We start from the raw sequence: 25,798 nt of genomic DNA, 5'->3' as shown, positions 1-25,798 counted from the left end.
CTTCGCAAACTTGATACGCACTTTCGGTTTCCCCCCGTTGTCCGGCCGCAGGTTCGGCCGGGCATGGGGAGAACAATCCGGTCCGCCCGGTGCGCACTCCGGTCCCGAACAGGTGCCGCCCGGTTGCGAACCAACCGAACAGCGAAACCTGAGGATTTCGGGGGTGGAAAACCGCGTCGATCGGCCATTTCGCCCGATGTGGGGCTGGTGCTGCCGGCGCGGCAGGAGCACGCCGCGATGATGACCGCCGCCAAACGGTCACGGCGGCACTAGTCCCTGAGCCGGCGCGCCGTAGGGGGTGCATGCAGGCCGCGCCGCCGCCCTCGGGCAGGAACGGAAGCCCGTCTCCCACGAGATCGATCGGGCGTTGGCGCACCTCTGCCCTGGAGCCCGGCGTGATCCGCGAAAGTAGCTGACGCCGGCCCGCTCGTCGCTTCTGCCTACGGCCTGCATGTCGCAGGCGTACCTGAGCGCGGTGACCGTGGAGCTCCTGCATGTACTGGCCGCGAACCCGGCAACGGTTCTCCTGCCCGAGAAAACGCTGGCGCATGTGCCGGGCCTCGTCGGCGATGCTTCGTCGGCCTCAGCAGCGTTGCCGGCGGTGGACGCAGGCTGCCAGGTTTTGACGGCCCACCCTGAGCGGTCCACTGGGATCGGCTCCGGCGAACTCACCCCAACGCCGAACACGCCCCAGCGCCGCCGTCGGGCCGCTGGTAATCCGCCGCGTCTTGACCTACCGCTGACCCGTTTCCTCAGATCGGGCTCCTGTCGTCCGATGACTGGCGTTAAGCAGCCCCAAGGCGAAGGAGTGACGTGACGCAAGCGCGGCCGCGGACACTCGGCGCGATTCCGACGACCGACGTCGTCCCGCTCTGGGTGGGCACGCCGGCCCTTTTCCTCATGGTTTGGGCGCTGGCGGTGTGGGGCGAACAGCTCGGTGCCGTCCGTGGGGAGCCGCTGCTGCTGGCGACGCTGGCCAGCCTGTTCGGCGCGTCCGGCAGCGAACGGTTCCAGCGTCGGCTCGGCGGCGGCCATCTGCACAACCGGGTCAAACTTCGATTGCTGTACGCCACCACACTGCTCGGCGTTGTGTTGGCCTTGGCCGGCTGGGGCTTCCTACTGCCCGCCGCCGTGATCCTGATCGGCACCCTCCACATCGGCTGGTCTGGCTCCCAGGCCTGGCGCTCAGCAACGGCGATCACCGTGCTGGCGACCGTTGCGATCCAGGTCGCTGTCCAACTCGGCGTCGTACCGTCGGTGGTGGCCCCGGCCCACTCGCACGTCGCCGCCGCCATCCTTCTGCTCCTGGGCGGTTTCGGGCTGAGCAACCTCGGACTCAGCGCTGCCCGGGCCGAGCGGGCCGGGCGCACCCTGGAACGCGCCGAGGAACGCTACCGGGCATTGGTGCAGGGCTCCTCGGATGTGTTCGCCGTCATCGACGCCGGCGGCCGGCTCACCCACGTCAGCGCCGCCATGCGACAGGTCAGCGGCTGGGACGCCGACGACCTGCTGAACACCGCCTATCTCGACCTGTTCCACCCGGACGACCAGGAGCAGGCTCGCGCCGCCCTGGCCGACGTCGCCGACGCCGGCGCCGACAGCCAGGCCCGTCTTGAACTGCGGGTCGCGCACCGCGACGGCACCTGGCACTGGCATGAGGTCACCCTGCGTAACGCCCTCGACCACGCGGCCGTGCGTGGCATCGTGGCGAACCAGCGCGACATCAGCGACCGGCGCGCCCAGCAGACCCGGCTCGCCCACGCCGCGGCGCACGATCCGCTGACCAGCCTGCCGAACCGCGCGGAGGTGCTCCGGGTGCTGGAATCGGCGCTCCGGGAAGCCTCCGCCGGGGAATCCGTAGCCCTGCTCTTCATCGACCTGGACGGCTTCAAAGCCGTCAACGACAACTACGGCCACGCCGCCGGCGACGCGCTCCTGGTGGCCGCCGCCCAACGGCTGCGGGCCGGCCTGCGGGATCAGGACCTACTGGGCCGGCTCGGCGGAGACGAATTCGCCGCCATTCTGACCGGTGTCGTCGATGTGGCGGACGCTCGGACCCGGGCCGGGCAGCTCATGGCGGACATGAGTCTGCCCTTCGACCTGCCGGAACAGCTCGTGAACATCGGCGCCAGCATCGGCGTCGCCGTCGGCGGCCACGACACTGGCGCGGACGACCTGATGGCCGCCGCGGACACCAGGATGTACGAGGTCAAACGGCACAACCGCGATAGGCGCCGGCACGCTGCGCCGACTGCTTACTGATCCATAAGAGCTGCTCAGAGTGCTTCCCGGGCAACCATTCGCCCTAACGTAGGCCACGTGCTCCGGCACGGTGGTCCTTCATGCCACGGGATCACGGCTAAGAACAGCGGCCAGGGCCGTCATCAGCCGGCGAGTGATCCGCCCACGACGGGCTAGGCATAGACGAGCCTTTCCTACGGCCGACGGGGCTGCCGGTCACTTCTTATGGGCCTTCTTCGGCCGCGGGGCCTTGGCCGCCTTTGCCGGGCCGGCCGGGGCCGACTTCGCCTTTAGCGGCGGCGCGGCCGCTGCCTTCTGCGGCTTGCCCGCCGGCGGAGCGGGCGGTCGCACGGACACCGGCCGTACGGCGCGCGAGGACGAGGACGGGCTCGGCGCCGGCGCGCTGGTGGTCACGCGAGCGGAGGGCTCCGCGACCGCCTCAGCCGTGGCCGGCTTCGCTGGAGGGTCACCGGCCGACCAGGCGCCACCGGCGATCAGCGCCGCGGCGGCCACCCCAGCGGCGATCAGCAGCGTCCGGCGGCGCGGCCGGCGGGTCACCGAGGGCAGCGCCACCGTCGGGGCGGTCACGCTGCGTAGCAGGGCGAAGGACGGCAGGCCGGCGACCTCCCCGAGCACCTCCGATACCTCGATCGCGCTGGGCCGGTCGGCGGGTCGTTTCGCCAGACAGCGCGACACGAGCCGGGCGGCCACGGGCGGGAGGCCGGGGATCGCCGGCAACCCCGCCGGTTTCGCGTACACGTGCGCTTTGACCATCTGGGTGACGGTCGACGCTTCCCACGGCATCTGCCCGGCCAGCGCCAGATACATCAGCAGGCCGAGGGCGTACACGTCGGTCGCCGGCTGGACCGGGCCACCCTCGATGCGCTCCGGCGCGAGATAGGCCGGGGTGCCCAGGAGCTGGCCGTCGGCGCCGTCCAGCGCGCCGATCGCAGCCGAGATGCCGAAGTCGACCAGCTTCACCCCCGCGCTGGTCACCATGACGTTCGCGGGTTTGACGTCGCGGTGCACGATGCCGTCGGCGTGAGCCGCGGCCAGGGCAGCAGCGACCTGGGCGCCGACCAGCGTCGCGACTTTCCACGGGAGCCTGCCGCCGGTCAGCATGTCGGCAAGGGTCCGGCCGTCGGCGAGCTCCATCACGACGTACGACAGCGCGCAGCCCGCGTCGGTGAACTCGCCGTAGTCGTATACGGCGACGACATTCGCGTGCCGCAGCCGCGCCGCAGCCCGCGCCTCGTCACGGATCAGTCGCCGCTGCTGGGGGTCGCCGGCCAGGCGGGCGGACAGCACCTTCACCGCCACCTCGCGGCCCAGCACGTCATCGTCGGCCCGCCAGACGACCGACATCCCGCCCCGGCCGAGCTGCTCCCGGAGCCGGTAGCGCCCGGCGATCACCTGTCCGCTTTCCACGGACGCATTCGGTGCCCCCGGTCACCGGGGACGAAACCTATCGCCCCGGCGAGCGCGTTTCCGGGGCAGCCGGGCCAGGGCTCAGGAACCGGTGTCAGCACCTGACGCGGGGCCGGCGCCCTGTCCGATTGAGTCGGGCAGGGCGCCGGTCGTTTCGAGCTGTGCGTTGTCAGTTAGGCGTTGACGCACATGCCACGGGCGACGATTCGCCAATCGGCTTGGCTGGGGTCCTGCTTGTAAGCACTCGCAGTCACCGCATTCGGGGCGGCCGCGTTGCCGCCATTGAGCCGTAGGTCGTCCGAGACCATGTTGTCGACGTCATATTGAATATCGAAGCCGGCGGTAGTCATCACCTTGCCCTCCGGGCACCGCGCCGTGGCGGTGTGGAAGTCATTGCCGTCCTGGCCGCTGGCTGCCCATACCGCCTGTACGCCCGGCAACGCAGTGCAGAGCGCGTAGGCGGTCAACGTCCAGTTGCCGGCAATCGGATCGGTCTCTCTTGCCCAAACCCCCACTTTGGCCCGTTCGTCGCCTCTCGCCATCCAGTTGGAAAGGACAAAGATGTGGGCGTCACCGCCCGTACCGTTGAGGTGAAAGCCAAAGCCGGTCGGGCTTTTGCCCGTCGGACAGTACGCCTCGGCGGAATGCGAGTGTTCGGAATCGCTGGCGCTGGTGGCTGAGACCTTCACCATCCCGGGTACCGGATTCGCGCAGGTCGCATAGGCGGTCACCGACCAGTTGCCAGCGGTTGAATCACCCTCCTGCGCGCTCACCGTCACCGCCGTCGGAAGTTGCTTCGGGCTACCGTTGGGCCGCACGCTGTTCACGACGACTTTGCCGAACCCGTCGTGGATCTCGTACCCGGTGCCGAGAAGCTGCTTACCGGCCGGGCAGGTAGCGGTGATGCTGCGGGATACGTCGGAGTTGCTGGGGCTGGTTGCCGAGATCCGCACCAGACCGGGCACCGCCGCCGCAGCCGGGCTGGCCACCACCACGGCGCCGCCCGCGACAAGGGCCCCCGCAGCCACCAGCCGAGCGCCTATTCGTAATGCCTTACTCATGGTGCGACTCCCCTCGCTAGATGAGACCGCCCCAGCTGGCCGACGAGCCTCCGGTCCTGGTGACGTTGATTTGGCTCCAGGGGAGGTAGGTGGCCCAGCAGCCGACGGTCGCCACGCACTGTTGGAGGGCTCGCTGGTACCGAGACGATGCCGTCACGCCCGGAGTGGGAGTCTTGATGTCGACCAGCAGCGCGCCGACGATCACGGTGCCGTCGTTGTAGGTCACTTGATCGAGCCGGGTTCGCCACCGGGTGACCGACTGGCCGTTGTAGCACCATTCCACGTAGTGGCGCCAGGTGTAGATGGTGAAGCCGAGCGTCGAGCCTTGGCTGAGGTCCTGCCAGCGATATTTGCAGACCTCGGCCGCGTTCGGCTGCGCCGAACCAGTGGCCAGCAGTCCTTCAGACTCGGTGACGGTGATCCGGCTCGGGTCGGCGACCTTTTCGGCCAGCCCGGGCACCGATCGGATCAGTGCCAGGTCCCCCGATAGCGGCCGTCCCTGAGAGATGCGCTGCGCGGCGGCACGTACATCTGGATTGCCGGCCGTTGGTGTCTCGGCGCTAGCCGGCAACGGTGCTGCCGCGAGGGTCAACAGGGTGCCTGCGATGGTCAACAGTCCGGTGGCGAACAGGCGGTACCTCGACCGGCGTGTAGTCCTCAGAGCCATTGCAGATGCCTCCCGTGTAAGGTTGCGGACCCGTGATTGGCGGGTCCGACGATGGTGGGGCCGGCTCGTCCGAGTGCCTCGGCCTGAGCGGTTCCGGCAGCTAGACGTCGGCGCTGACGCCGTAGCCGATGAGCCGCCAGCCGATGTCGGTGGAATCCTTTTCGGACGCCCCTTGCTTCGGTATTGACCTTGCACGGCTACCCTCCGCCACCACATCCGTGTAAGCACGTATCTACGAGCACGCACGTACCGACCTAAATGGAGGCCACTGGGCATACGTGCTCTCGGCGAGTCCTGCTCTAGGCGAAGCGCCAACCTAAGTGGAGCGCGCAGAGCCTGCCCGTGTTCGACGACCAGCGCAGAGCCACTGGTTGCCGGCCGTGCCGAGCTGGGCGCGTTGCGAAGCCTTCCGCGCTCTCAGCCCGGCGCCGGCGGCACTTCAGTGACCGGTCGGCAGGTCGCCCTTCCCTGTGCCGAGGGAGGTGGTGTTGCTTTGTCGACCCGCTACGCCGTACCGGAATGAATGGTGAATCAGCGCCACACCCACTTGCTGAACACGGGTTCGCTGCCGGTCGCCCGGACCACGGTCCGGTACTTCACACCGACCGGCAGGTTGACGCCCTGGGGACCGTGATGCCCGAGGGTGCAGGGGTAGTTCTTGACCCACCTTTCCACGAAGGTCGTCTGCGGCTGGACGTACATGCTGATCGTGCACAGTGCGGGCGACCCTTTCGCATCGACGTAGAAGTCCGGGAACATGTACTGGCCCGCGGTGCTGATGCACGCCAGGATGTTCCAGCCGTTGTTGCCGCCGCGGTAGCAGCCGCCGTCCACCGCGGCTGCGGGTGTGGCGCCGGCGATCGCCGCGCCGGCGGTGAGGATCAGTGACGACGCGGCGGCGACGGCGATCCGGCGTGGCTTGCTTCTCATCGCGTTCCTTGTCGAGCGGGTCCGAGTGGTCATGACTGCCTCCGTGGGTGGGTTGTCATAGCACCGGATCAGTGCTGCCACCGGTCTACCGGCGACCTCGAGCCCCTGCCCAGGGCCTTCGTCCAAGGCCGAACAAAGGGCGTCGTACGCGCTGGTCAGTGGCTTGTTCGGCGGCCGGGGCCGAACAATGGCGTGCCGATGCGCCGACCGGATTCCGACAGTTTCGAGCGTTTGGTGGCCTTGGTGTCCACGATGGATGCGCACCTTTCGCGGGGGAGGCGAAGCGTGGACGACGGGAGCCGGACGAGGGCCGGGTGGCGACGGTGGGTGATCGTCGCCGGCGCGGTGGCGGTGGCTGCGGCCGGGTTCGTCCTGAGCACGTCAGGCAGGCAGTCGCCGAGCGCCGTGCCCCGGCCGTACGGACCCGGTTCGATCGCGGTGACGCCGACTTCACGGCTCGCGACCAGCGAGCCGGCGACTCCCACGACGACGCCCGCACCCCGCGGTGATACGCCGACGCTGACCCCGGCGAAGCCGGCGGTGCCCACATCCACCAGGCCCCCGTCCGTCAGACCCACACCGGGCCCGGGCAAGCCGTCACCGACCGGCGATGATCCGGTGCTGCTGCCCGGTTTGCTCACGCGGCAGGATCCGCTGCCGGAGAGCGTCCCGGACCAGGTGGCCTTCTTCTTCGGTGGCGGGCAGACCTGTGCCTTCGAACACGAGTCTGGTCCGCGAGACATCCGGCTCGTCAGCGACGCGGTGATCCCGACGGAGTTCGTCGTCTGCTTCGCCGGCTTCCGGCACCAGGAGCCACTGCGGATCACCCTGGCACCGCCGACCGGCAGACCGATCACCACGACCCTGGCCCGGGGCTCGGCGGAGGAGGGTTTCGTCCACCGGTGGCCGCGGCTGCCGGCGGATCCGGCGGGGGAATACCGAATTTCGGCGCGGCAGCGGGGCACGGAGATCACCGAGACGGTCGAGGTGGTGCGTCCTCGAACGCCGCGGCTCTGGCTGGACAGGCCACCCGGCGGGATCGTCGTGGGCGGTGACGTCCACATGTATCTCGCGGGGTTCCCGCCGAACAGCACCGTCGCGCTGAATCTCTACTACTTCCACGTGTACCGCACGTCGTTCCCGGTGCGGGTGGACGCGCGGGGCGGCGGGCATGCGGTGCTGCGGACCGCCCCGGGCGACCCGCTGGCCTGCTGGGGGGTGAGCCATCCGGATCTCGGTGACTCGACGGAGATCGGTGGCCTCGGCCCGCAGTCGGGCAACGTCTTCTGCACCGTCGCGCGAAAGGCCCGCGATGTCGGGTGAGAGGGAGCCGTCGAGGCGAGGCCGCCGGGAGACGTCGCTCGGCCCGGAGGTCCCCGAGCATCGCCGCGTCCTCGCCCAGCGGCTCCGGGACCTGCGGACGGAGTGCCTTGCCCCGCCGTACCGGGTCCTGAGCGGCCTTTCGCACTGCGCGTCCGGCACGCTTTCCGAAGCGGCGAGCGGTCGCCGCCTGCCGACCTGGGAGACCACCCAGGCGTACGTGATCGGCTGCCTGCGCCACGGCGGACGCGGCGGCGAAGTCGCCACCGTCCTGCCGCGCTGGCGGGTCGAATGGGAGCGGGCCAACCTCGCCGAGCAGGTCCGCCGCGATGAGGCCCCGCCGGTCGTGCCGGTCGCCGCGGACCTTCCGGCGCATCGCCGGCCGCGCCGGGTACGGCTCCTGGTTGCGGCCGTGATCCTGCTGGTGACCGCCACCGCGCTGCGGGGCAGCGAACAGCCCGGCCCGGCGCCGATGACCGGCCTATACAACATCGTGCTCGCCTCGCCGGCCTGGTACGGCACCGAGCACCGCCCCCAGGTCGTCGAGCGGCTGCAGCGGTCGATCGAGCACGAGCTGCGCGCCTGGGCGGGCGGGATGTCGTCGCTGCAGATCCGGCGCCTGCGCCAGCCGCCCGCCGCCGGGTCCGGCGCGGACGCCGCCCTGGCCAGGATCGCCGGCGAGCACCGCGCCGACGTCGTGCTGCGACCGGCCCTGCACCTCGCCGGGGACCGGCTGACCACGACCGTCGAGATCTTCATCGCGGACCGGACCCTCGCCGAGACACCGGAGTTCGCCGGCCGGCACGACATCACCCTGACCGAGCCGGTCGACGTCGTCGAACAGAACCTGAGCCTCAACGAGGGACTCACCTCCGCCACGCGGCACTACCTGAGCGCCGTCGTGCTCTTCGTCCGTGGGCTCGGCGCGTACGCGCTGGCGGACTTCCCGGCCGCCGAGCAGCGGTTCCGCGAGGCCGACCGGGAGTTCGACGTCGTCGCGGCCACCGTGGGCGACCAGCAGATCCGCCGAGCCGTCGTACGCCTGATGATCGGCAACGCGGTCGGCGCCGGCGACCCGGCCCGCGCGGTGGAGCACTTCCGCCGCGCGCTGGCCGAGGACAGCGGATACCGGCGCGCGGAGATCGGTCTCGCCGAGGCCCTGCGCGCCCCGGAACGCTGCGCGCCGGCCGGCACCGACGTCCGTCGCCTGCGCGAGGCGGCCGGCCACTACCAGCGCTCCCTCACCCTGGCCGTACCGGAACCCAACCCGCTCCTCGACATGAAGGCCCACCTTGGTCTCGGCCTGACCGCCCAGTGCCTCAGCCTGTCCGGCGCCGAACCCGCCTGGGGCCGCGCCGACACCGAATTCGCCGAGGTCATCCGGCTGCGGCAGGACGCCCGGCTCACCGGGGCGAGCGGCCGGCACGCCCGGTGGCTGGCCGCCGAGGCCCGAGCCGGGCAGGCGCTCGACGCCCTCGCCGGCGTTCGCGCGTACGCCGCCGCGGCCGCCGGTTACGAGCAGGCGCTGGACCTGCTCGCCGGCATCGACGTGCTGCGCGGCACCTACCTCGAACGCGAACTCGTCTTCCTGCGGAACCTGCGCTTCGCCTACCAACGCCTCGGCCGGGCGGACGCGATCATGCGTACGGAGCTGCGGATCGACGGCGCCGAACAACGGTTGAGCGCGCTGCCCACCGGCATGCGGCACGGCCGGTGACCGCCGCCGGCGGGTCGGGAGATTTACCTGGCCTGATCCGCCGGCCCGGCGTCCGGCGTCGGGGTGTGCCGGCGGTTGGCGCTGACGACCGTCCCAACGAGGCGTGCTCATGCCGATGAGAGGGCACCGGATCATGGCAGCGAACGCAGCAGCCGTCGAACCCACACAAACTGCAATGTCGCGACAGCACTGTTTCACTGGGGCCGTTGACTCGTCATGTCGTCGTAACCGAGGTATCGGACGTAACGCGGGTCAGCAGTCCGGACGGTGGTCCGGTCGATGCCGAGCTGCGATCGGTCCGCAGCGTCGTGCCTGCCGTGGAAGCGACGACTGCCGTCGATGCCACGTTCGTCTTCGCCGAGTTCGCGAAACAGGCCGGCCCTGACGTCGCGCAGATTGGCGAGACTTCCCCTCGTGCAGACCCATCCGGCCAGTTCAACGTCGAGGGTCCCGGCGCAATGGTGGTATACGAATCCGTACGACGAGTGGAGGCCAGCTTCACCTACCGATGCGGAGGTGTCGCTACCAGCGGTGTCGTCAGCTCATGGGGACAATCACGGACCGGCATCATGCAGTGCGATTCCAAGAAGCCGCAGACTGCCGATGTCGTGAAAGAGGTGACTGCACTGGCGTGCTGACTCGACAGCACAGCACCGATCCCAGCTGAACGTGCGCGTACCCGGAGTCTGCGGTCATGAATCCGGGTACGCGTTCGGCATGACCGCGTCGGTGACTGTTCACGTCGAGCGCTCCTGGTTCGGCGGCCAGTCGATGGTCGAACTTGCCGGCCGAGGCGTCGCACATGGCCTGAAGTGGACGGAACCGGTAAACCGCCGGTGGGTGCGGCACAGCCGTCCCGCTCGGATTCGAGCACGGTCTGGACGAGTGTGTTGCTCGGCCGGCAGCGTTCCAGCAGCAGTACGGTGCCGATTTCAGTCGTCAGTACTGCACTGAGCGCCCCCGCCGGCTTCGGCGTAGGGCGCTCAGAAACAGCGGCGACTACCGCTACGGCACAGTCGGCACCTGCGGGGCGGCGTCGGACCACTGCGCTGTCAGCACCACCGTGCTGCGCTGCTTGCCGGGATGCTTCCCGCCCTCCACCGTCGAGCTCTCCTTGCTGCCGAGCAGCCGGTGCGTCGAAGGATCGACGATCAGCCGTACGGTGTTGCTTTCGAAGCGGAATTCCACGCCCTGCCCGGAGCGTCCGCTCTCGTCCTGGACGGTGCCGAGGCTACGCACGCCAGGAACATCGGCGAGGATCCGGAACGCCGCGGCGCGCACCTTCGGCGGCGCCGGCGTGTCCAGCAGCATCCGGCTCAGGAAGCCGGACAGCAGGAAGTTGCCCAGTGTGCTGCCGGCGGGTGCGTCCATCTTCGTTTCGACCCCGCGGGTCACCCAGGCACGCAGTGCGCCCTCCTCGTCGGGCAGGGCTCGGACCTGCTCCAGGCCGAACTGACCGAGGTCCTCTAGGTAGCGGGGCGGGTTGGTGTCCCGGACGAGGGTGCCCTCGCCCGGGTGGGCGGACACGACCACCTTGTGCGGGCTGTCGGTGCCGAGCGTCCACTCGGTCGGGGCGCCGGCCGCGCGCCAGGCCTGCTCGTCCGCGGGCTTGTACGGCACTACGCCGAGCTCCCGACGACCCCTCCAGCTTGCCTCGCGCGAGTCACTGGCGTCCCAGGTCTCGGTGACGCTGCGCATCAGCATCCAGTACCCGGCGGAGCCGGTGCCGAGCCGCCGCGGCCCGTACACGTCGAGTGTCTTGACGTGCCAGTACTTGCCTGCCTCGGCGGGCGCCTGCTCCGCTCTGGTCGCCGCGGCGAGCAGAATGTCGCGCGCCGCCACCGGCGTCGCGCCGCCGATGGCTCCCGGCTGCCCACCGGCCGGCGGCGGGTTGCCGGTCTGCCCATCCGGCGCCGAAATCACCGACACCGCCAGCGCCCCCGCCACGGTTGCCCCCACCAGACCTGTACCGAGGAAGGACCAGCGCAGCACCGGCCGCGACGCCCTCGCCCCACGACCGGGCGAGTCCGCGGCCGGATCGGCCGCGACGACACCGTCCAGCACCCGCTGCCCTGCTTCGCTGCGCGCCCACTCGGCCGAGTCCGGCCGACCCCGACGCACCAAGTCATCAATACTCATTAAGTCCCTCTCGCACAGTCACTGGATTGCCGATCGTCTGTACGGCTCCGCCCACGCCCTTGGAAATCCGTTCAAACGCGGCGCGGAACCGATTGCGGGCACGGTGCAGCCGCACCGCGTAGGTGGGCCGCGAGACACCGAGCACCCGGGCCGCCTCCGTCGGAGTCAGGTCAAACCAGGCCGCTGTGACCAGCACTTCGCGATCCCGCTCGCCGAGCGTGTCCAGCGCCCGGCGCACCTGATCGCGCAGCGCCACGTCATCGGCGAGCCGATCCGAGGCGTCCTGCGCGGCCACCGAGCTGACCATCCGTTCGTCCAGCGCGGCCGCGGCGGCGCCCTGTCGGCGGCGGGCCAGAACCACCGTGCGCGCCACGCCGAACAGCCAACCCCGCTCCTCACCCGCCCGGACCCGGTCCAACGACCGCCAAGCCACCAGAAACACCTCGCTCACCACATCCGCCGCGTCCTGCTGACCGACCCGCCAGCTCGCGTACGCATGGATGTCGTCGGCATGTCGCCGGAACAGCGCGCTGAGCCGCTCTTCCCGATCTCGCATCACACCTCCGCAGGGCTCCTTGACACGGGTACTTGTCGGCGGCAGGGCGATCGATTACACGCGCAGGCGAGAAAAGTCCAGGAAGCGGCTAAGGCGCCACGTCTCCGGTGAGGTTTCAGTTCAGCCGGCGCTGTGTGGTTGGCAGAACCCCTTCGAGTACGCCCGTGCCGATATCCGAGGTCGAGGTACTGATCGACGGACATCTGATCCAGAGTTGTCACTGTGGACGAAGGCGTGGATGGGATACGGCTGGATCCTTCGGGCAGGCGACACCAGGCCCCCGCACCGGCGACCGGCCGCGCGCGTCGCGTCGGAGGAAGCTTCTTCGGCCGGTACGGATATGCCATGACCGGCCGACGCACGCATCCATCTTCCTGCGAGGTTCGGGGAGGTACACGCGGGTGAGCGCCTCGAGGGGGAAGACCACCGCCGGAGACCGGATTCCGAGCCAGGCGGCGCCGCCGGCGGTGGAATCGGCATTGCCGGAGTTACGCGCGGCGGAGTGGGAGGTCGGGATCCGCCGGCGGGCGGAGACCGGCGTGCTCGGCGTGTTCGCGGAACTGCCCGGCCTGGTGCGGGAGGCGGCGGCGATCAGCTGGCGCGCGGATCGGGTACGCACGGTGGTCGTTGCCGCGGCCACGGTGACGGCCGGGGTGATGTCGACCTTCGGGCTGCTCTCGACCCAGCGCCTGCTGGTGGAGTTGTTCTCCGGCGGTCCGACACCCGATCGGGTCAAGGCCGCCCTGCCCGCGCTGGTTCTGCTCGCCGTGGTGACGGCGGTCCGCGGTGGGCTGGGCATCGTTATCGGGTACGCGCAGAACGGGCTGACGCCACGGGTGACGCAGGCCGCCGAGCGGCGCCTGTTCGAGGCGACCACGGCGGTGGAGCTGTCCGCGTTCGATCAGGACGCGTTCGCCGACGACATGGAGCGGGCGACCCGCGGCCCGGACAGCGCGGCCACGCTGGTGCAGGAGACGGCGAACATGCTCGCCGGCCTGGTGAACCTGTGTGCCGTCGCGGTGGCCGTGGTGGTGATCAATCCACTGCTGTTGGTCGCGTTGCTGGTCGCGACGGTGCCGAGCGCGTACGCGGCGTTGCGGGCCGGGCATCTGCGGTACTCGACCTACGTGGCCGGGTCGGTGCGCCGCCGCCGGTTGTGGGTGCTGCAGCGGCAGATGGCCGAACGGAACTCGGCGCCCGAGCTGCGCGTGTACGGCCTGCGGAACTTCGTGCTGGGCCAGTTCGACCGGGTGATGCAGGCGCAGACCGATGTGGATCTGGACCTGGCGCGGCGCACGACCACGATGACCAGCGTCGGCGCGACGATCGGCGGCCTCGGGCTGGGCGGCGTGTGGCTGCTGCTCGGCGTGCTCCTCGCGGACGGCCGGATCCCCCTGGCCGCGTCGGTGACCTGCGTGGTCGCCCTGCAGGCCGCGCAACGCGCGCTGGCCGCGGTGACGTTCCAACTCGACCGGGTCTTCACCAACGGCCAGTTCCTGAAGCAGTACGTCGAATTCCTGGACCGCGCCGCCGATTACCTACCGGCCGGCGGATCCGGTACCCGATCGGAGCCGGCACGGTTGCGAAGGCTGACCGTGCACGGGGTGAGCCTGCAGTATCCCGACCGCGACGACCGGGCCGTGGACGGCGTCAGTCTGACGATCGAGGCCGGGCAGACGGTGGCGTTCGTCGGGGAGAACGGCTCGGGCAAGTCCACCCTCGCGGCGATGATCGCCGGTCTCCGCACCCCCACCGAGGGGGCGATCGAGTGGAACGGCCGGCCCTTCACCCACTGGGACACCGAGGCGTTGCGGGCCCGAATGGCGGTGGTGATGCAGGAGCATCACCACTGGCCGTACACGGCGGCGACGAACATCGCCATGGGCGACCTCGACGCGACACCCGAACAGCCGCGGATCGAGGCCGCGGCGCGGCAGGCCGCCGCCCACGATCCGATCGTCGCCCTGCCGCACGGGTACGAGACGCTGCTGGATCGCACATTCAAAGACGGGCAGGAGTTGTCCGGCGGACAGTGGCAGCGGATCACCGCCGGCCGCGGCTTCTACCGCAACGCCGAGCTACTGGTGATGGACGAGCCGTCCTCGGCCCTCGACCCGCGCGCCGAACATGCCCTGTTCCAGTCGATCCGCTCTCGCCAGGGCACACAGACCACGATCCTGATCACCCACCGGCTCGCCAACATCATCGACGCCGACCGCATCTTCGTCCTGCACGACGGAAGGTTGGCGGAGCAGGGCACGCACGCCGAGCTGATCACGGCGGGCGGCCGGTACGCGACCCTGTACGCGCTGCAGGCGGCCGGGTACCGGCCGCGCGAGGATTCCGCCGGCTCACCGCCGCCGACAACGACCAACGGAGACCCGGCATGACCAGCACCGCCGAGTCACCCACGTTGGTGATCATCCGAGGGAACAGCGGCAGCGGGAAGTCGACGGCGGCCCGTGAAGTACGCCGCCGGTACGGCCGCGGCTGCGCCTTGATCGAGCAGGACTACCTGCGCCGGGTCGTGCTGCCGCGAGCACGGCAGCGACGGCACCCCGACGGTCGCGCCGGACTTCATCCTGACCATGACGCGCACGGCGCTGGCCGCCGGATATCACGTGGTCCTGGACGGGATCCTGCACACCGGCCAGCACGGGACCCTGCTGCGGGATCTGATCGCCGGGCATCCGGGCCCGTCGTTCACGTTCTGGCTAGACGTGTCGCTGGACGAGACGCTGCGCCGGCATGCCGGACGCCAGGACCTCGCCCATGTCAGCGCGGCGTCGATGCGTTCCTGGTACAGCCCGCTCGACCTGCTCGGCGTGCCCGGCGAGCTGGTCATCGACGAGGCGTCCAGCCTGGAGCAGACCGTCGCCACGATCCTGCACCAGAGCCGCCTCGCCGACACAGCCGCGTTGACCCCGTGCCCGCTGGTGTGCCGGCGATGCGCCCAGAAACAGCAGCCCGGCCATCGCCACCGGTGACCGGAGTCGTCAGGGGCCCATCACGTCCGCCGCTACGGTTCAGCGTTCGCAGCCGACCACCGTGTCGTGCCTGCTCGGGAGGCATTCGTCGCCCAGTGGGCCGTTGGCGCCGCCGTCGAGCCGGTCGGCGACCTCCGGAAGGTCGTCGCCGTCGAGCCAGTCGTCGCCGGCGCCGCCGTAGAGCTTGTCGCGACCGTCCAGGCCGTACAGCTCGTCGTTGCCCGCGCCGCCGTAGATGATGTCGTTGCCGGTGTAACCCATGATCCTGTTGTCGGCGGCGTTGCCGGTGAGCCGGTCGCCGGCCCAGCCGCCGTAGATCCTCTCGACGTCGGCGCCGACGGTGTCGTGCTCGCCGGCCAGGCCGTCGTCGCGCGCGGAGCCGTCGAGGTCGATGGTGACGGCCTTCTCGTAGCCGCCGTAGTTGACCTCGTCCGCGCCCGGACCGCCGAGCAGGACGTCGGCGGCCGTACCGTCGGAGTACACGTCGCCGGTGAGCCAGTCGTCGCCGGCACCGCCTTCGAGGCGATCGCGACCCTGGTAGCCGTTGAGGTCGTCGTTGCCGGCGTCGCCGTAGAGCTTGTCGTTGCCTTCCTCGCCCCACACGTAGTCATCGCCGTTGCCGCCGCGGGCGGTGTCGTCGCCCAGCCAGCCGTGAATGGTGTCGGCGCCGTCCCCGCCGTAGATCCGGTCGTTGCCGTTACGGCCATCGAGGTAGTCCTTGCCGCCCAGGCCGTAGAGCCGGTCTGCGCCGGTGCCGCCGATGAGACGGTCGCCCCGGGGCCCTCCGGTCAGTGAGTCGCTGGCGGTACCGCCGTCCGCGGTCATCGGCAGGTCGGACTTGTTGACCACGGAGTCGTTGCGGTCGTACGTGTAGACCCGCACCCTCGTGGGCGTCTTCGACAGCGTGCAGCGAACCTTGGTCTTGTCGCCCTTGACCTTCTTGCAGCCCTTACCGGCCCGGATCGCGACCTTGTCGTCGATCGTGATGGTACGGCCGGAGCGGGTGACGACGACCTTGTTCTGCTTGCCGCTCGCGGCCTTGTACTGCACCTTGGTCTTCTCCACGACGGTGACAACCCCGGCGGGCGCGCCTTGCGCGGGCGCGGCGAGGGCACCCATCGAGACGGTCGTGAGCAGCATGAGACCGACACGGGTCAGCCAGGCGGAGCGTGGCACATGGATCCTCTCGGAGAACCGGTGGGGCGACTTCACCCGCCGGAGGCCAAGATCATAGAACGGCATCGTTACGACGTCCAGGCCGATAGTGGGTACTCGGATCGAGGCGCCGCGCCGAGAGTGGTTCAATACCGCGATGTCCGACCGCCCCGCGTCCACGCCGCCCCTGGTGACAGTGTTGGCGATCCTGCTGTACCTCGCTGGTGGACTGGTCATCGCGTACGCATTGATCGGTTTGGGGCGCTCGGTCGGAGGTGTCACCGGCCTGTTCCCCGTCTGGGGGCAGGCGCTGTACGGGGCGTTCTACGTCGCGCTGGCCCGAGCGCTCCAACTGGGCTGGCGGTGGGCGCGGCTGGTTCTGCTGACGCTGTGCTGGATCGGACTTGCCCTTGCGGCGTGGTACACGCTCGCCGATGGTCCACAGGCAGCCTTGGCCCAGGCCGCCTCGCCTGCGATCTACCTGGTGCTGTCGACCCGTGCGAGCGTTCGCGATTGGTTTGCGCCGTCTGTCCCACCAGCCGTCGAGGACTCTGACGGACCGAGGTGACCGCGCCGCTGCGCGCAGGATCGTTATCAATATCGACGTGACGGCAGCGTATCGACCGACCTAAGATCAACCATCCTCTCTGGATCTATGGTGCGGGGGCCCATCGATGCGCGTCACCTCTTCTTGCCTGATAGCCGCCCTGGTCGTAGGGCTGACTGCCGCGCCAGCCGCCGCCGACACCCCGGCAACCCGCCTGGTAGTCGGCCTCGCCGCCGGCGCCGATCCGGCCGCGGTCGTGGCCGTGCTGGGTGACCAGGCCTCCGGCCTCAAGCCGGTGCAAGGGCTGGACGCGATCACCATCGACGTGCCGACCGCCGGAGCGGCGACCGCCCGCGCAACACTCGCCGCCGACCCCGCCGTGCGCTACGCGGAGCGCGACGGCCTGGTGCGCGCCGACGCCGACCCGAACGAGGCGACGAACCGGAGCCAGGGCCTGCTCAACCAGATCCCGCCGGCCTGGACCTGGAGCACCGGCAGCCCGTCGGTCACGGTGGCCGTCGTCGACTCCGGCGTCTCCGCGAACGGCGATCTCGGCAGCGACCGGCTGGCGCCCGGCTACGACTTCGTGGACGGCGACGACGACCCGGCCGACGACGACAACCACGGCACGCTGGTCGCCACCACGATCGCCGCCCAGCACGGCAACGGCGTCGGCGGCGTCGGCGTGTGCGGTCGGTGCCGCATCATGCCGGTACGGGTGCTGAGCCACAGCACGACCGGCACCGCGGCCGGGTACACCTCGGCCGTCGCGGCCGGCATCGTCTGGGCGGCCGGGCACGGCGCGCACATCATCAATCTTTCACTGAGCACCGGCACCCGCAGCCGGGTGCTGGAGGACGCGGTAGCCCGCGCGTCCGCGGACGGCGCCCTCGTCGTCGCGTCAGCAGGCGACGACTCCAGCATCGCGCCGCACTACCCCGCGGCGATCGAGCCGGTGCTGGCCGTGGGCTCCGCCGGTATCGGAGGCCTTCCGCTGAACGCCTCGAACCGGAACCCTGAGCGGGACCGGTGGGTCGATGTCAGCGCCTACCGCACCTACGCGGCGCTGAACGCGCAGTCGCAGACACAGGTGCTGGCGGGCACCTCCGCCTCCGCGGCGCTCGTGTCCGGCGTCGCGGCGCTTGGGCTGTCCGTGAAGCCAGGCCTCTCGGCGGCCGATCTACGCTCGGCGGTCCTCGCCTCGGCAGGGCGTGAGAGCACTATGGACCCCGCGGACCCACCGGTCCTGGACGCCGCCGGCCTGCTGTCCGACCTCGGCGGCACCGATGACCTCGCGCCGAGGATCGACACCGCCGGCTCGGGCTACGTGCCGCTGGTGACCGGCAGGACCTACTACCCGAGCCTCATCATCGTCGACGACCATGCCATTCGGCGTTCCGAGCTGGAGGTGGAGGGCACGGTCGTACGGCAAGACCACGCCTGGTCGGGACAGTCGCTGAAGCTGACTCCGCCCGCAGGCTGGAACGGCCGGCTGTCGTACAAGGTCCGGGTCTACGACTACGCCGGGAACAGCGCCGAGCAGACGCGGGCCGTGCGGGTCGACTCCATCGCGCCGACCGGAACGATCGACGCGCCGCTCGAGGGCGCGCTCGTGCGGGGCGGCCCGGTCGACGTCGTCTTCACCGCGACGGCCGACGACGTGGTCCGGGTACAGGCCAACGAGACCGCGCTCACGCCGACCGGCGAGCGGCAGTGGACGGGCCAGGTCACGCTGATCGCCGACCAGAAGATCTACTTCGACGTGTACGACCGGGCCGGCAACATCACGGGCCTGACCCGGACGCTCGTGGTCGACGACGTCGCACCGACCGGCGTCATCGACGAGCCGCTGTCCGGCCGGCACGTGCGCGGGGCGGTGGACGTGCACTTCAGCCAGACGTCCCGGGAGACGCTACGGTCCGTGAGGGTCAACGGCGTACCGATGACGAACGTCGGTGTGTGGGGTTGGCAGGCCCGGATCGTCCCGCCGGCGTCCGGCGACATCGAGGTCGTCGCCGAGGACCTCGCGGGCAACGAGGTCCGGGTCAAGAACCGGGTCGTGGTCGACAACGACGGGCCGACGGCGACCGCGGTCAGCCCGGCCTCCGGGACGAAGGTCCGTGGCACGTTCACCACCGGCCTGAGCGGCGTCGCCGACGTCTCCGGTGTCACCCGGGCCGAGCTCTGGTGGAACGGCAAGTACGTGGACGTCGACCGGACCGCGCCCTACGCGCTCCCGGTCAAGACCGGCACGTTCAGCGGCAACGTCAACCTCAGCTGGCGGCTGAGCGACAAGCTCGGCAACACCCGCACCTACACCCGTACCGTCGTCGCCGACAACAAGGCACCCGCCGTCTCCATCACCAAGGCACCCAAGAACAAAGCCAAGGTCAAGGGCACCGTCAAGGTCTCGGTCAAGGCCACCGACACCAGCGGCATCGCCCGGGTCGAGCTGCTCGTCAACGGCAAGGTCGTCGCCAAGGACACCGCCTCGGCCTACCTGCTCAGCTTCAACTCCAAGAAACAGCCCAAGACCATGAAGGTACGAATCCGCGCGTACGACAAGCTCGGCAACGTCGCCTACACCACCACCCGCACCTGGTACCGGAGCTAGGAGACGGTGGTGAGCAGGTAGTCGTCGGCGTCGGCGTTCCACTTCAGGTCGACGGCGCCGCCGGTAGCGGCCGCCTTGCAGAACTGGAGGAAGCTGCGGTAGCCCAGCTTCTTCTCGCTGAAGTCGGGCGCCACCTTGCGTACCTGATTCTTGAGACCGGAGAGCGCCGTCGACCCGTCGCTGCCGGCGAGGTCGAAGACCACCGTACGCAATAGGGCGAACGCGGCCTCCCGGTCGCCGTGTTCCGGAAGGGTGACCTCGGGGTCGCCCTTGGCCGAGCCACCGCCCAGCTCGACCACGTTGTGACCGGACAGGTGGCGCAGGAGCTCGCCGAAGGCGCGGAACCCGTAGTCCGCCTCGTTGAAGGTGGGGTCCTTGCGGAGCAGGGTCCGCTTGAGCGTCGAGGCGGTCACCGTGCCGCTGGAGCTGCTCTGCAGGCCGGCAACGGTCTGCGCGACCAGGGCGGCGAGCGTGTCGGCGTCGCGCATGGGCGCTTCCACCACCGGCTGGGGTGCCGCCTCGGGCGGGCTCACCGTCCGGCCGGGCCGGGAACGCGGCGGCGGGACCTCGACGCCCTCGAGGCGGTCGTAGTAGAGGAACTCGTCGCAGGCCGGGGGCAGTAGCGCGGAGGTCGACTTCTCGACACCCACCCCGATGACGCGTTTGTTGAGTTCGCGGAGCTTGTGCACCAGCGGGGTGAAGTCGCTGTCGCCGGTGCAGAGCACGAAGGTCGAGATGTAGGCCCGCTCGAACGCCACCTCGAGGGCGTCCACCACCATCTTGATGTCGGCGGCGTTCTTGCGCGAGGCGCCCATCCGCTGCGGGATGTCGATGAGCTCGACGTGCGAGCGGGTGAGCATCCGCCGGTCGTCGTCGAAGTACGACCAGTCCGCGTAGGCCCGGCGCACCACCACCCGCCCCCGCTCGGCGAGCGCGTCGGCGACGGGCTTCAGCTCGAACGGCAGGCCGCCCAGGTGGTCGCGCGCGCTGATCGCCAGGTTCTCGTAGTCAAGGAACAGTGCGATGCGTTCTTCTTGATCCACGAGGCCAGCGTACGCGCGGCCGCCCGCCGGCGGTCAGCTATGCGCCGAAGGCATGGTGTGCCGGGCGGCCTGGCGCAGGTCGATGTCCTCGATCATCGCGCGGGCGATCTCCTCGGTCAGCCGCCGCTCGCTCACGGCCCGGCCCAGCGCCAGCCGCTGCGCCTCGAACGTGGCGTCCGGGTCGGCGGCCGGCTCCGCGGAGGCCTCGGCCAGGATCTGCCGGCCGCGCCGGAGGAGTTCCCGTTCCTGCTCCCACTCGGCGCTCAGGTCGAACCGCAGCCGCCGGGTCAGCCAGCCGATCGTGGTGCCCTGGATGAGCAGGGTGCCGAGCGTGACGAGCAGCGCGATCGCCAGGATCGCGTCCCGGCCCGGCACCGAGGCCGGTACCGAGCCGGCCGCGGCCAGGGTGAGGATGCCGCGCATGCCGATCCAGCCGACCAGCAGCGTCTCCCGCTGCGTCGGCGGGCCGAGCGGCTCGCCGCCGCGCCGGCTCCGCCGCCGCATGCGCTCCTCGTGGGCGGCCCGGAAGGAGGCGTCCCGCTCGATTCGCCGCCGGACCATCAGGTCGCGCAGCCGCCACCGCCCGAACAGCAGGTAGACCGCGACCAGCCGGAACACGATCGCCACGACCAGCAGCGTGCCGGCGGCCACCAGGGTGCGGACCAGCCCCGGCTCCGCGGAACGCGCCAGCTCCTCGAGCACAAACCGCAACTGCAAGCCGATGTACGCGAAGACGAACGTCTCCAGTACGAAGTCCAGCACCGGCCAGAGCGCCTGTTCCTGCAGCCGGGTGCGGTACGCGCCCGGGTACTGATGTCTCGGGTCGAGGGTCAGGTTGATGCTGATCGAGAACGCGGCCGCCACCACCGCGAGGATTCCCGAGGCCTCCACCGCCTCGGCGACCAGGAAGGCGGTGAACGGCACCAGCAGCACCAGCGCCGTCTCCAGCGTCGGATTGCCCAGCCGCTTGCGGATCCACAGTGTCACGATCGCGAACAGCGCCCCGATGCCGATGCCCACCAACGCGTTCCGCAGCAGCTCCGCCGCCCCGTGCCCGAACGACGTGTGCTCCCCGCGGACCACCACGCCGATCGCGATGCTGAACAGGGTGAGCGCGGTCGCGTCGTTGACCAGGCTCTCCCCCGTGAGGATCGAGGTGACCCGCTTCGGTAGCCCGATCTCGTCCCCGTGCGACACCGTGGTGATCGTGTCCGGCGGCGCGAGCACCGCCCCGAGCACGAACGCGGCGGCGCCGATCGTCGGCAGCACCCAGGACGCGACAAGGCCGAGCACGCCCGTGGTGAGCAGCACCAGCAGCACCCCGAGCGACACGATCGCCCGCAGGTTGGCACCGAACGCCCCGAACGAGGCCCCGCGGGTCGCCGAGTAGAGCAGCGGCGGCACCACGACCGCCAGAATGAACTCGCTGTCCAGCTCCAGCCGCGGCATCGCCGGGATGAACGACGCCGCCGCGGCGAGCACCACGATGATCATTCCCGGCTCGATGTTGCGCTTCCGGGCGACCGCCGAAACCGCGATGCCGACGCCGATGATGAGCAGGAGCTGCACGCCTTCCATGAGCATCAGGTTAGAGCCCACCACTTTCGATATAGGGAGGATTCGGTCCGCGGACTGATGCCGAGAGTGGCCGCCGCTTCCTACGCTGAACTGGTGAATCAGCCTCAGATACGCGCAAAGCATCTGATCCTCGCCGCCGTGCTGGCCGGCGCGGGAGGGCTGGCCGTCATCGCCCTGGGCTGGTGGATCGTCGACTGGCAGTTCCGGGCCGACTGGGGGCGCCTGACCGAGCCCTCGTGGTGGACCGGCGCGGTCGTACGGTCACTCGGCCACCTGATCTTCAGCAAGGTCGGCTTCAAGATCGCGCTCGTCGGCGTCGTCGGCGCCGCGGCGAGCATCGCCTGGCTTCGGGCCCGTCGCCGCCGCGAGGCGGACGCGGAACCCGAGTCCTAGTCGAGCGGGACGGTCAGCAGGTCCTGCAGGTGGAAGCTCAGCGCACCGGCCAGATCAACCGCGGAGCCGTTGGACAGCCACTGGACCCGCAGGCCGTCCACCAGCGCCACCAGGTTCAGCCCCGCGTACCCGGGGTCGACGCCCTCGCGCAGCTCACCGCGCTCGGCGAGCACCCGGAACGAGTCGACCGCGTCCCGGCGGGCCGCCGCGTACTGCCGTTCGAAGTAGGCGTGGGCCGGATGTCCCTCCGTGACCGCCTCGGCGGCCAGCCGCGAGTAGACCTCGGCATTTTGGCCGGCGAGCGCGATCAGCCGGCGCAGCGCGTCGAGGCCGGCCGGCTCCGCGAGCGGCTCCCGCTCGGCGTCCTCCGCGTCACGGCGTTCCAGTACGGCCGCGAGCAGCGCCTCCTTGGTCGGGAAGTAGTACAGCAGGCCGGCGTGCGTGATGCCGACGCGCCGGGCGACCTCCCGCAGCGACGAGGCGTGGTACCCGGCCTCCGCATACACCTCCACCGCCGCCGTGACGATGTCCTCCCGACGGATCCGTCCCTTCAGATAACCCTCGGCCACCCGGCAATCATGGTGGGTCTCGCGCCTTAGGGTCGGAGCATGTCGACGATTCACCCCGACGACCTGCCCGGCCTCGACCTGATCACCGACCCCGACGTGCTCGACTCGCTCAGCCACGACGACGCCGAGTGGGCACCCGTCGGCCGTCCGGTCGGCGCGGTCCGCGCCCGCACGACCGAGGAGGTCACCGCGATCGTCGCGGCCTGCGCGGCGCGCCGGATCCCGGTCGTCACCCGGGGCGCGGGCACCGGCCTGTCCGGCGGCGCGAACGCGGTCGACGGCGGCCTCATCCTGGACCTGTCCCGAATGGACCGGATCCTGGAGATCGACCCGGACAACATGATCGCGATCGTCCAGCCCGGCGTCGTCAACGACGACCTGAAGGCGGCGGTCGCGGCGCACGGCCTCTGGTATCCGCCCGACCCGGCGAGCGCGCCCTGGTCGACCATCGGCGGCAACGTGGCGACGAACGCCGGCGGCCTCTGCTGCCTCAAATACGGCGTCACCCGCGACTACGTCCTCGGCCTGCAGGCCGTGGTCGGCGGCCCGGCGGGCCCATACGGTACGGCGGTCCGCGTCGGCCGCCGCACCACGAAGGGCGTCGCCGGGTACGACCTGGTCGGGCTCCTCGTCGGCTCGGAGGGAACCCTCGGCGTCGTCACCGAGGTCACGCTGCGCCTGCGGCCGGCCCGCGCCGCTGCACCCCGTACGGTGGTCGGCGCTTTCGACAACGTCGTGGCCGCGGGAAACGCGGTGGCCGCGACCACCCGCGCGGGTCTGCTGCCCACCGCGCTGGAGCTGCTGGACCGGGCCAGCCTGCGGGCCGTCGAGGAGTGGAAGCACCTGGGCCTGTCCGCGAACGCGGAGGCGCTGCTCCTCGCCCAGGTGGACACGCCGGGCGAGGCCGGCAACGACGAGGCCGCCGCGCTCGCCCGGGTGTTCCGGGACGCGGGCGCGCAGTGGGCCGAGCACTCCACGGACGAGCTCGAGGCGGAGGCGCTGTTCGCCGCCCGCCGGCTCGCCTATCCGGCGATGGAGCGCCTCGGCCCGGTGCTGACCGAGGACGTCTGCGTGCCCCGGTCCGGGGTGCCGGCGATGCTGGCGTCGATCGAGGCGATCGGCGCCCGGCACGGCATCGCAATTGCGACAATCGCCCACGCGGGTGACGGCAACCTACACCCCCTTATCCGTACGCCGACCGGTGACGACGCAGCCCGTGTCGCGGCACACCGGGCCTTCGACGAGATACTCACCGCGGCGATCGCCCTCGGGGGTACGGTCACCGGCGAACACGGCGTTGGCCTGCTGAAACGCGCGGGCATGCGGCAGGAGCTGGACCCGCCGGCGCTGTCCATGATGCAGGCGCTGAAGCGCACGCTGGATCCCCTGGACCTCTTCAATCCCGGCAAGGTCGTCGGCATCTAGTCCCGCACCGCGCAAATTCGCACGGCGGACGGGTCGACCCGGCCGGGGAACCGTCATACGCTGACCGCTCGGCGAACGCACGGTGACGGAAGGCAGTCCGATGTCGAACACCGCCGTCGACGTCCGCAAGGGCGTGGACGGAAGTGTGGTGGTGCAGCCGCACGGTCAGATGGGGCTGGAATGCGCCGTCCACTTCCGGCAGGTACTGGTACACACCGTCCGCCACGTGCGCCCGGCGCGCCTGATCCTCGACCTGGGCGACGTGTCCGATGTCGATCCGATCAACCTGGGCACGCTGGCCGCCCTGTGCGATCTCGCCGACGACCACCACGTCGTGGTCTTCATGGACAACTCGTCGGCCGCCATCGCGATCCAGCTGACCGCCGCAGGTGTTCCACCCCAACGGCTCCGGTCCCGCCGGGCGGGCTAGCCCCGGGCCACCGTCAGCGACGACACCCCGCTGGTGGCGTCGATGTCGAACCGATCGGCCGTGGCCTCCCAGCCCGGTGCGACGAATACCGATCCGCCGGACACCCCGGTCCGGGTCTGCCCGTCTATGGTGACCTCGCCCGCCCCGCTTCCGGTGGCGACGCGTACCGGCGCTTGCCCGGTCAGGTGCACCACCAGCCGGCTCGCACCGCCCCTGAGCATGACCCGCTGCGTCCCACGACCCGCCGGCAACGTCACCTCGGCACGGCTGGTACCCGCGGCGAAGTCGACGTCTCCGCCGGGACCCCCGGTGAGGTTCACTGCCTGGTCGCTGGCCCCGCCGGCGAGGCGGACCTCCCAGCGCACGTCGTCGCTGAGCACGACGTTGACGATCGCGAGGCCGTCGCGCCCACCGTCCCGCAGCCCGGCGACGACGCTGGACCCGTCGACGTCGACCTTGGGCACCACGCTGGACTCCGCCGGGGTGGAGACCTGATAGAGGTCGCCGCCGAGATCACCCACCGCCACGCGGACGACGTCCGCGCCGTTGATCAGCGCGAACTTGGCCGGCTTGCCGGAGGCGACGGAGCCGCCACGGACGATGTGATCCGGTTCGCCCGGCTCGGCCTGGCCGATGCCCGGAAGCCCGAGCCCGGTCCCGCCTCCCGGCCAGGTCGGCGTCGGTCCGGGAGCCCGCTGATCGGGAGTCACATAGCCGGGCTGATGGTCGGGGTTGTAGTCGCGCCCGCCGTCGTCGGCCATTGAGCAGCCCGCCATCAGCCCTACGGCGACGGCCAACACTCCAACCCGGACAGCCACGAGCATCTGTTACCCACCGGCCGCGCCGGCTACACGATGCATCGGGTCATGATGTCATGCAAACGCAGAAAAGGCCCACCCCTTGCGGGGTGGGCCTTTCCTATCACGTTAAGTCCGGCGGCGTCCTACTCTCCCACACCCTCCCGAGTGCAGTACCATCGGCGCTGGAGGGCTTAGCTT

The 25,798-nt window shown here is 70.5% G+C and carries 23 protein-coding genes; 11 read left to right on the top strand and 12 right to left on the bottom strand.

Annotated features, from left to right (window positions below; translation table 11 throughout):
- Positions 1–813: 813 nt before the first annotated feature.
- Positions 814–2,262 (top strand): diguanylate cyclase domain-containing protein, encoded by a 1,449-nt coding sequence (locus tag ACIBSW_RS40435; RefSeq protein WP_354725784.1) that lies wholly within the window; start codon positions 814–816, stop codon positions 2,260–2,262.
- A gap of 195 nt (positions 2,263–2,457) precedes the next feature.
- Here the strand turns inward: ACIBSW_RS40435 and ACIBSW_RS40430 are convergent, their stop codons facing one another.
- The 5 genes from ACIBSW_RS40430 to ACIBSW_RS40410 form a co-directional block, all read right to left on the bottom strand.
- On the bottom strand, positions 2,458–3,669 hold the full coding sequence (locus ACIBSW_RS40430) for a serine/threonine-protein kinase (protein ID WP_354725782.1): 1,212 nt from the start codon (positions 3,667–3,669) through the stop codon (positions 2,458–2,460).
- Positions 3,670–3,842: 173 nt separating this feature from the next.
- Entirely contained in the window at positions 3,843–4,730 is an 888-nt protein-coding gene (locus ACIBSW_RS40425) for a hypothetical protein (protein WP_354725780.1), read from the bottom strand.
- A gap of 16 nt (positions 4,731–4,746) precedes the next feature.
- Positions 4,747–5,343 carry a hypothetical protein gene (locus ACIBSW_RS40420; RefSeq protein ID WP_354725778.1) on the bottom strand — a complete coding sequence of 199 codons (597 nt, stop codon included), beginning with the start codon at positions 5,341–5,343 and terminating at the stop codon, positions 4,747–4,749.
- Positions 5,344–5,928: 585 nt separating this feature from the next.
- Positions 5,929–6,327 carry a hypothetical protein gene (locus ACIBSW_RS40415; RefSeq protein ID WP_354725776.1) on the bottom strand — a complete coding sequence of 133 codons (399 nt, stop codon included), beginning with the start codon at positions 6,325–6,327 and terminating at the stop codon, positions 5,929–5,931.
- 155 nt (positions 6,328–6,482) lie between these two features.
- Positions 6,483–6,968 (bottom strand): hypothetical protein, encoded by a 486-nt coding sequence (locus ACIBSW_RS40410; RefSeq protein WP_354725774.1) that lies wholly within the window; start codon positions 6,966–6,968, stop codon positions 6,483–6,485.
- Here ACIBSW_RS40410 and ACIBSW_RS40405 point away from each other — a divergent pair.
- The 3 genes from ACIBSW_RS40405 (at position 6,961) to ACIBSW_RS40395 (ending at position 10,002) form a co-directional block, all read left to right on the top strand.
- On the top strand, positions 6,961–7,650 hold the full coding sequence (locus ACIBSW_RS40405) for a hypothetical protein (RefSeq protein ID WP_354725772.1): 690 nt from the start codon (positions 6,961–6,963) through the stop codon (positions 7,648–7,650). The two genes, ACIBSW_RS40410 and ACIBSW_RS40405, sit on opposite strands and share 8 nt — an antisense overlap.
- On the top strand, positions 7,640–9,364 hold the full coding sequence (locus ACIBSW_RS40400) for a hypothetical protein (protein ID WP_354725770.1): 1,725 nt from the start codon (positions 7,640–7,642) through the stop codon (positions 9,362–9,364). The genes ACIBSW_RS40405 and ACIBSW_RS40400 overlap by 11 nt, the downstream gene beginning before the upstream one ends.
- A gap of 317 nt (positions 9,365–9,681) precedes the next feature.
- Positions 9,682–10,002: a hypothetical protein gene (locus ACIBSW_RS40395; protein WP_354725768.1), complete on the top strand. Its 321-nt coding sequence runs from the start codon at positions 9,682–9,684 to the stop codon at positions 10,000–10,002.
- Positions 10,003–10,369: 367 nt separating this feature from the next.
- Here the strand turns inward: ACIBSW_RS40395 and ACIBSW_RS40390 are convergent, their stop codons facing one another.
- Both ACIBSW_RS40390 and ACIBSW_RS40385 read right to left on the bottom strand, forming a co-directional pair.
- Positions 10,370–11,485 carry a CU044_5270 family protein gene (locus ACIBSW_RS40390; RefSeq protein ID WP_354725822.1) on the bottom strand — a complete coding sequence of 372 codons (1,116 nt, stop codon included), beginning with the start codon at positions 11,483–11,485 and terminating at the stop codon, positions 10,370–10,372.
- 7 nt (positions 11,486–11,492) lie between these two features.
- On the bottom strand, positions 11,493–12,059 hold the full coding sequence (locus tag ACIBSW_RS40385) for a sigma-70 family RNA polymerase sigma factor (protein ID WP_354725766.1): 567 nt from the start codon (positions 12,057–12,059) through the stop codon (positions 11,493–11,495).
- Between the two features lie 467 nt (positions 12,060–12,526).
- Between ACIBSW_RS40385 and ACIBSW_RS40380 the strand changes: the two genes are divergently transcribed.
- Both ACIBSW_RS40380 and ACIBSW_RS40375 read left to right on the top strand, forming a co-directional pair.
- A complete protein-coding gene (locus tag ACIBSW_RS40380; RefSeq protein ID WP_404799613.1) occupies positions 12,527–14,449 on the top strand; it encodes an ABC transporter ATP-binding protein in 1,923 nt (640 codons plus the stop codon).
- 198 nt (positions 14,450–14,647) lie between these two features.
- Entirely contained in the window at positions 14,648–15,046 is a 399-nt protein-coding gene (locus ACIBSW_RS40375; protein ID WP_354725765.1) for a hypothetical protein, read from the top strand.
- Between the two features lie 39 nt (positions 15,047–15,085).
- Here ACIBSW_RS40375 and ACIBSW_RS40370 read toward each other — a convergent pair whose 3' ends face one another.
- The gene (locus ACIBSW_RS40370) at positions 15,086–16,186 is read right to left on the bottom strand and encodes a calcium-binding protein (protein ID WP_354725763.1); all 1,101 of its coding nucleotides are present in this window, start codon (positions 16,184–16,186) and stop codon (positions 15,086–15,088) included.
- Positions 16,187–16,358: 172 nt separating this feature from the next.
- Between ACIBSW_RS40370 and ACIBSW_RS40365 the strand changes: the two genes are divergently transcribed.
- Both ACIBSW_RS40365 and ACIBSW_RS40360 read left to right on the top strand, forming a co-directional pair.
- Entirely contained in the window at positions 16,359–16,769 is a 411-nt protein-coding gene (locus tag ACIBSW_RS40365) for a hypothetical protein (protein WP_354725761.1), read from the top strand.
- Between the two features lie 106 nt (positions 16,770–16,875).
- Entirely contained in the window at positions 16,876–19,362 is a 2,487-nt protein-coding gene (locus ACIBSW_RS40360) for a S8 family serine peptidase (RefSeq protein ID WP_354725759.1), read from the top strand.
- Here the strand turns inward: ACIBSW_RS40360 and ACIBSW_RS40355 are convergent.
- Both ACIBSW_RS40355 and ACIBSW_RS40350 read right to left on the bottom strand, forming a co-directional pair.
- Positions 19,359–20,405: a PIN domain-containing protein gene (locus ACIBSW_RS40355; RefSeq protein ID WP_354725757.1), complete on the bottom strand. Its 1,047-nt coding sequence runs from the start codon at positions 20,403–20,405 to the stop codon at positions 19,359–19,361. The genes ACIBSW_RS40360 and ACIBSW_RS40355 overlap by 4 nt on opposite strands.
- A 33-nt stretch (positions 20,406–20,438) precedes the next feature.
- Positions 20,439–21,983 (bottom strand): sodium:proton antiporter, encoded by a 1,545-nt coding sequence (locus tag ACIBSW_RS40350; protein WP_354725755.1) that lies wholly within the window; start codon positions 21,981–21,983, stop codon positions 20,439–20,441.
- A 93-nt stretch (positions 21,984–22,076) separates the two neighbouring features.
- On the opposite strand from ACIBSW_RS40350, the gene ACIBSW_RS40345 reads away from it, so the two are divergent.
- Entirely contained in the window at positions 22,077–22,376 is a 300-nt protein-coding gene (locus ACIBSW_RS40345; protein ID WP_354725753.1) for a hypothetical protein, read from the top strand.
- On the opposite strand, the gene ACIBSW_RS40340 is transcribed toward ACIBSW_RS40345, so the two are convergent.
- A complete protein-coding gene (locus ACIBSW_RS40340) occupies positions 22,373–22,945 on the bottom strand; it encodes a TetR family transcriptional regulator (protein WP_354725751.1) in 573 nt (190 codons plus the stop codon). The two genes, ACIBSW_RS40345 and ACIBSW_RS40340, sit on opposite strands and share 4 nt — an antisense overlap.
- 39 nt (positions 22,946–22,984) lie before the next feature.
- Here ACIBSW_RS40340 and ACIBSW_RS40335 point away from each other — a divergent pair, with 39 nt between their 5' ends.
- Positions 22,985–24,370 carry an FAD-linked oxidase C-terminal domain-containing protein gene (locus ACIBSW_RS40335; RefSeq protein WP_354725749.1) on the top strand — a complete coding sequence of 462 codons (1,386 nt, stop codon included), beginning with the start codon at positions 22,985–22,987 and terminating at the stop codon, positions 24,368–24,370.
- Between the two features lie 100 nt (positions 24,371–24,470).
- Positions 24,471–24,800, top strand: a complete 330-nt coding sequence (locus ACIBSW_RS40330) for a hypothetical protein (protein WP_354725747.1) — start codon at positions 24,471–24,473, stop codon at positions 24,798–24,800.
- Here ACIBSW_RS40330 and ACIBSW_RS40325 read toward each other — a convergent pair.
- Positions 24,797–25,597, bottom strand: coding sequence for a hypothetical protein (locus ACIBSW_RS40325; RefSeq protein ID WP_404799612.1), 801 nt, complete (start codon positions 25,595–25,597; stop codon positions 24,797–24,799). The genes ACIBSW_RS40330 and ACIBSW_RS40325 overlap by 4 nt on opposite strands.
- Positions 25,598–25,798 lie beyond the last annotated feature (201 nt).

The organism is Actinoplanes sp. NPDC049668 (assembly GCF_044465445.1).
Classification (GTDB): Bacteria; Actinomycetota; Actinomycetes; order Mycobacteriales; family Micromonosporaceae; genus Actinoplanes.
Note: the sequence above shows the minus strand (reverse complement) of the source record. Positions and strands in the feature narration are given on the sequence as shown.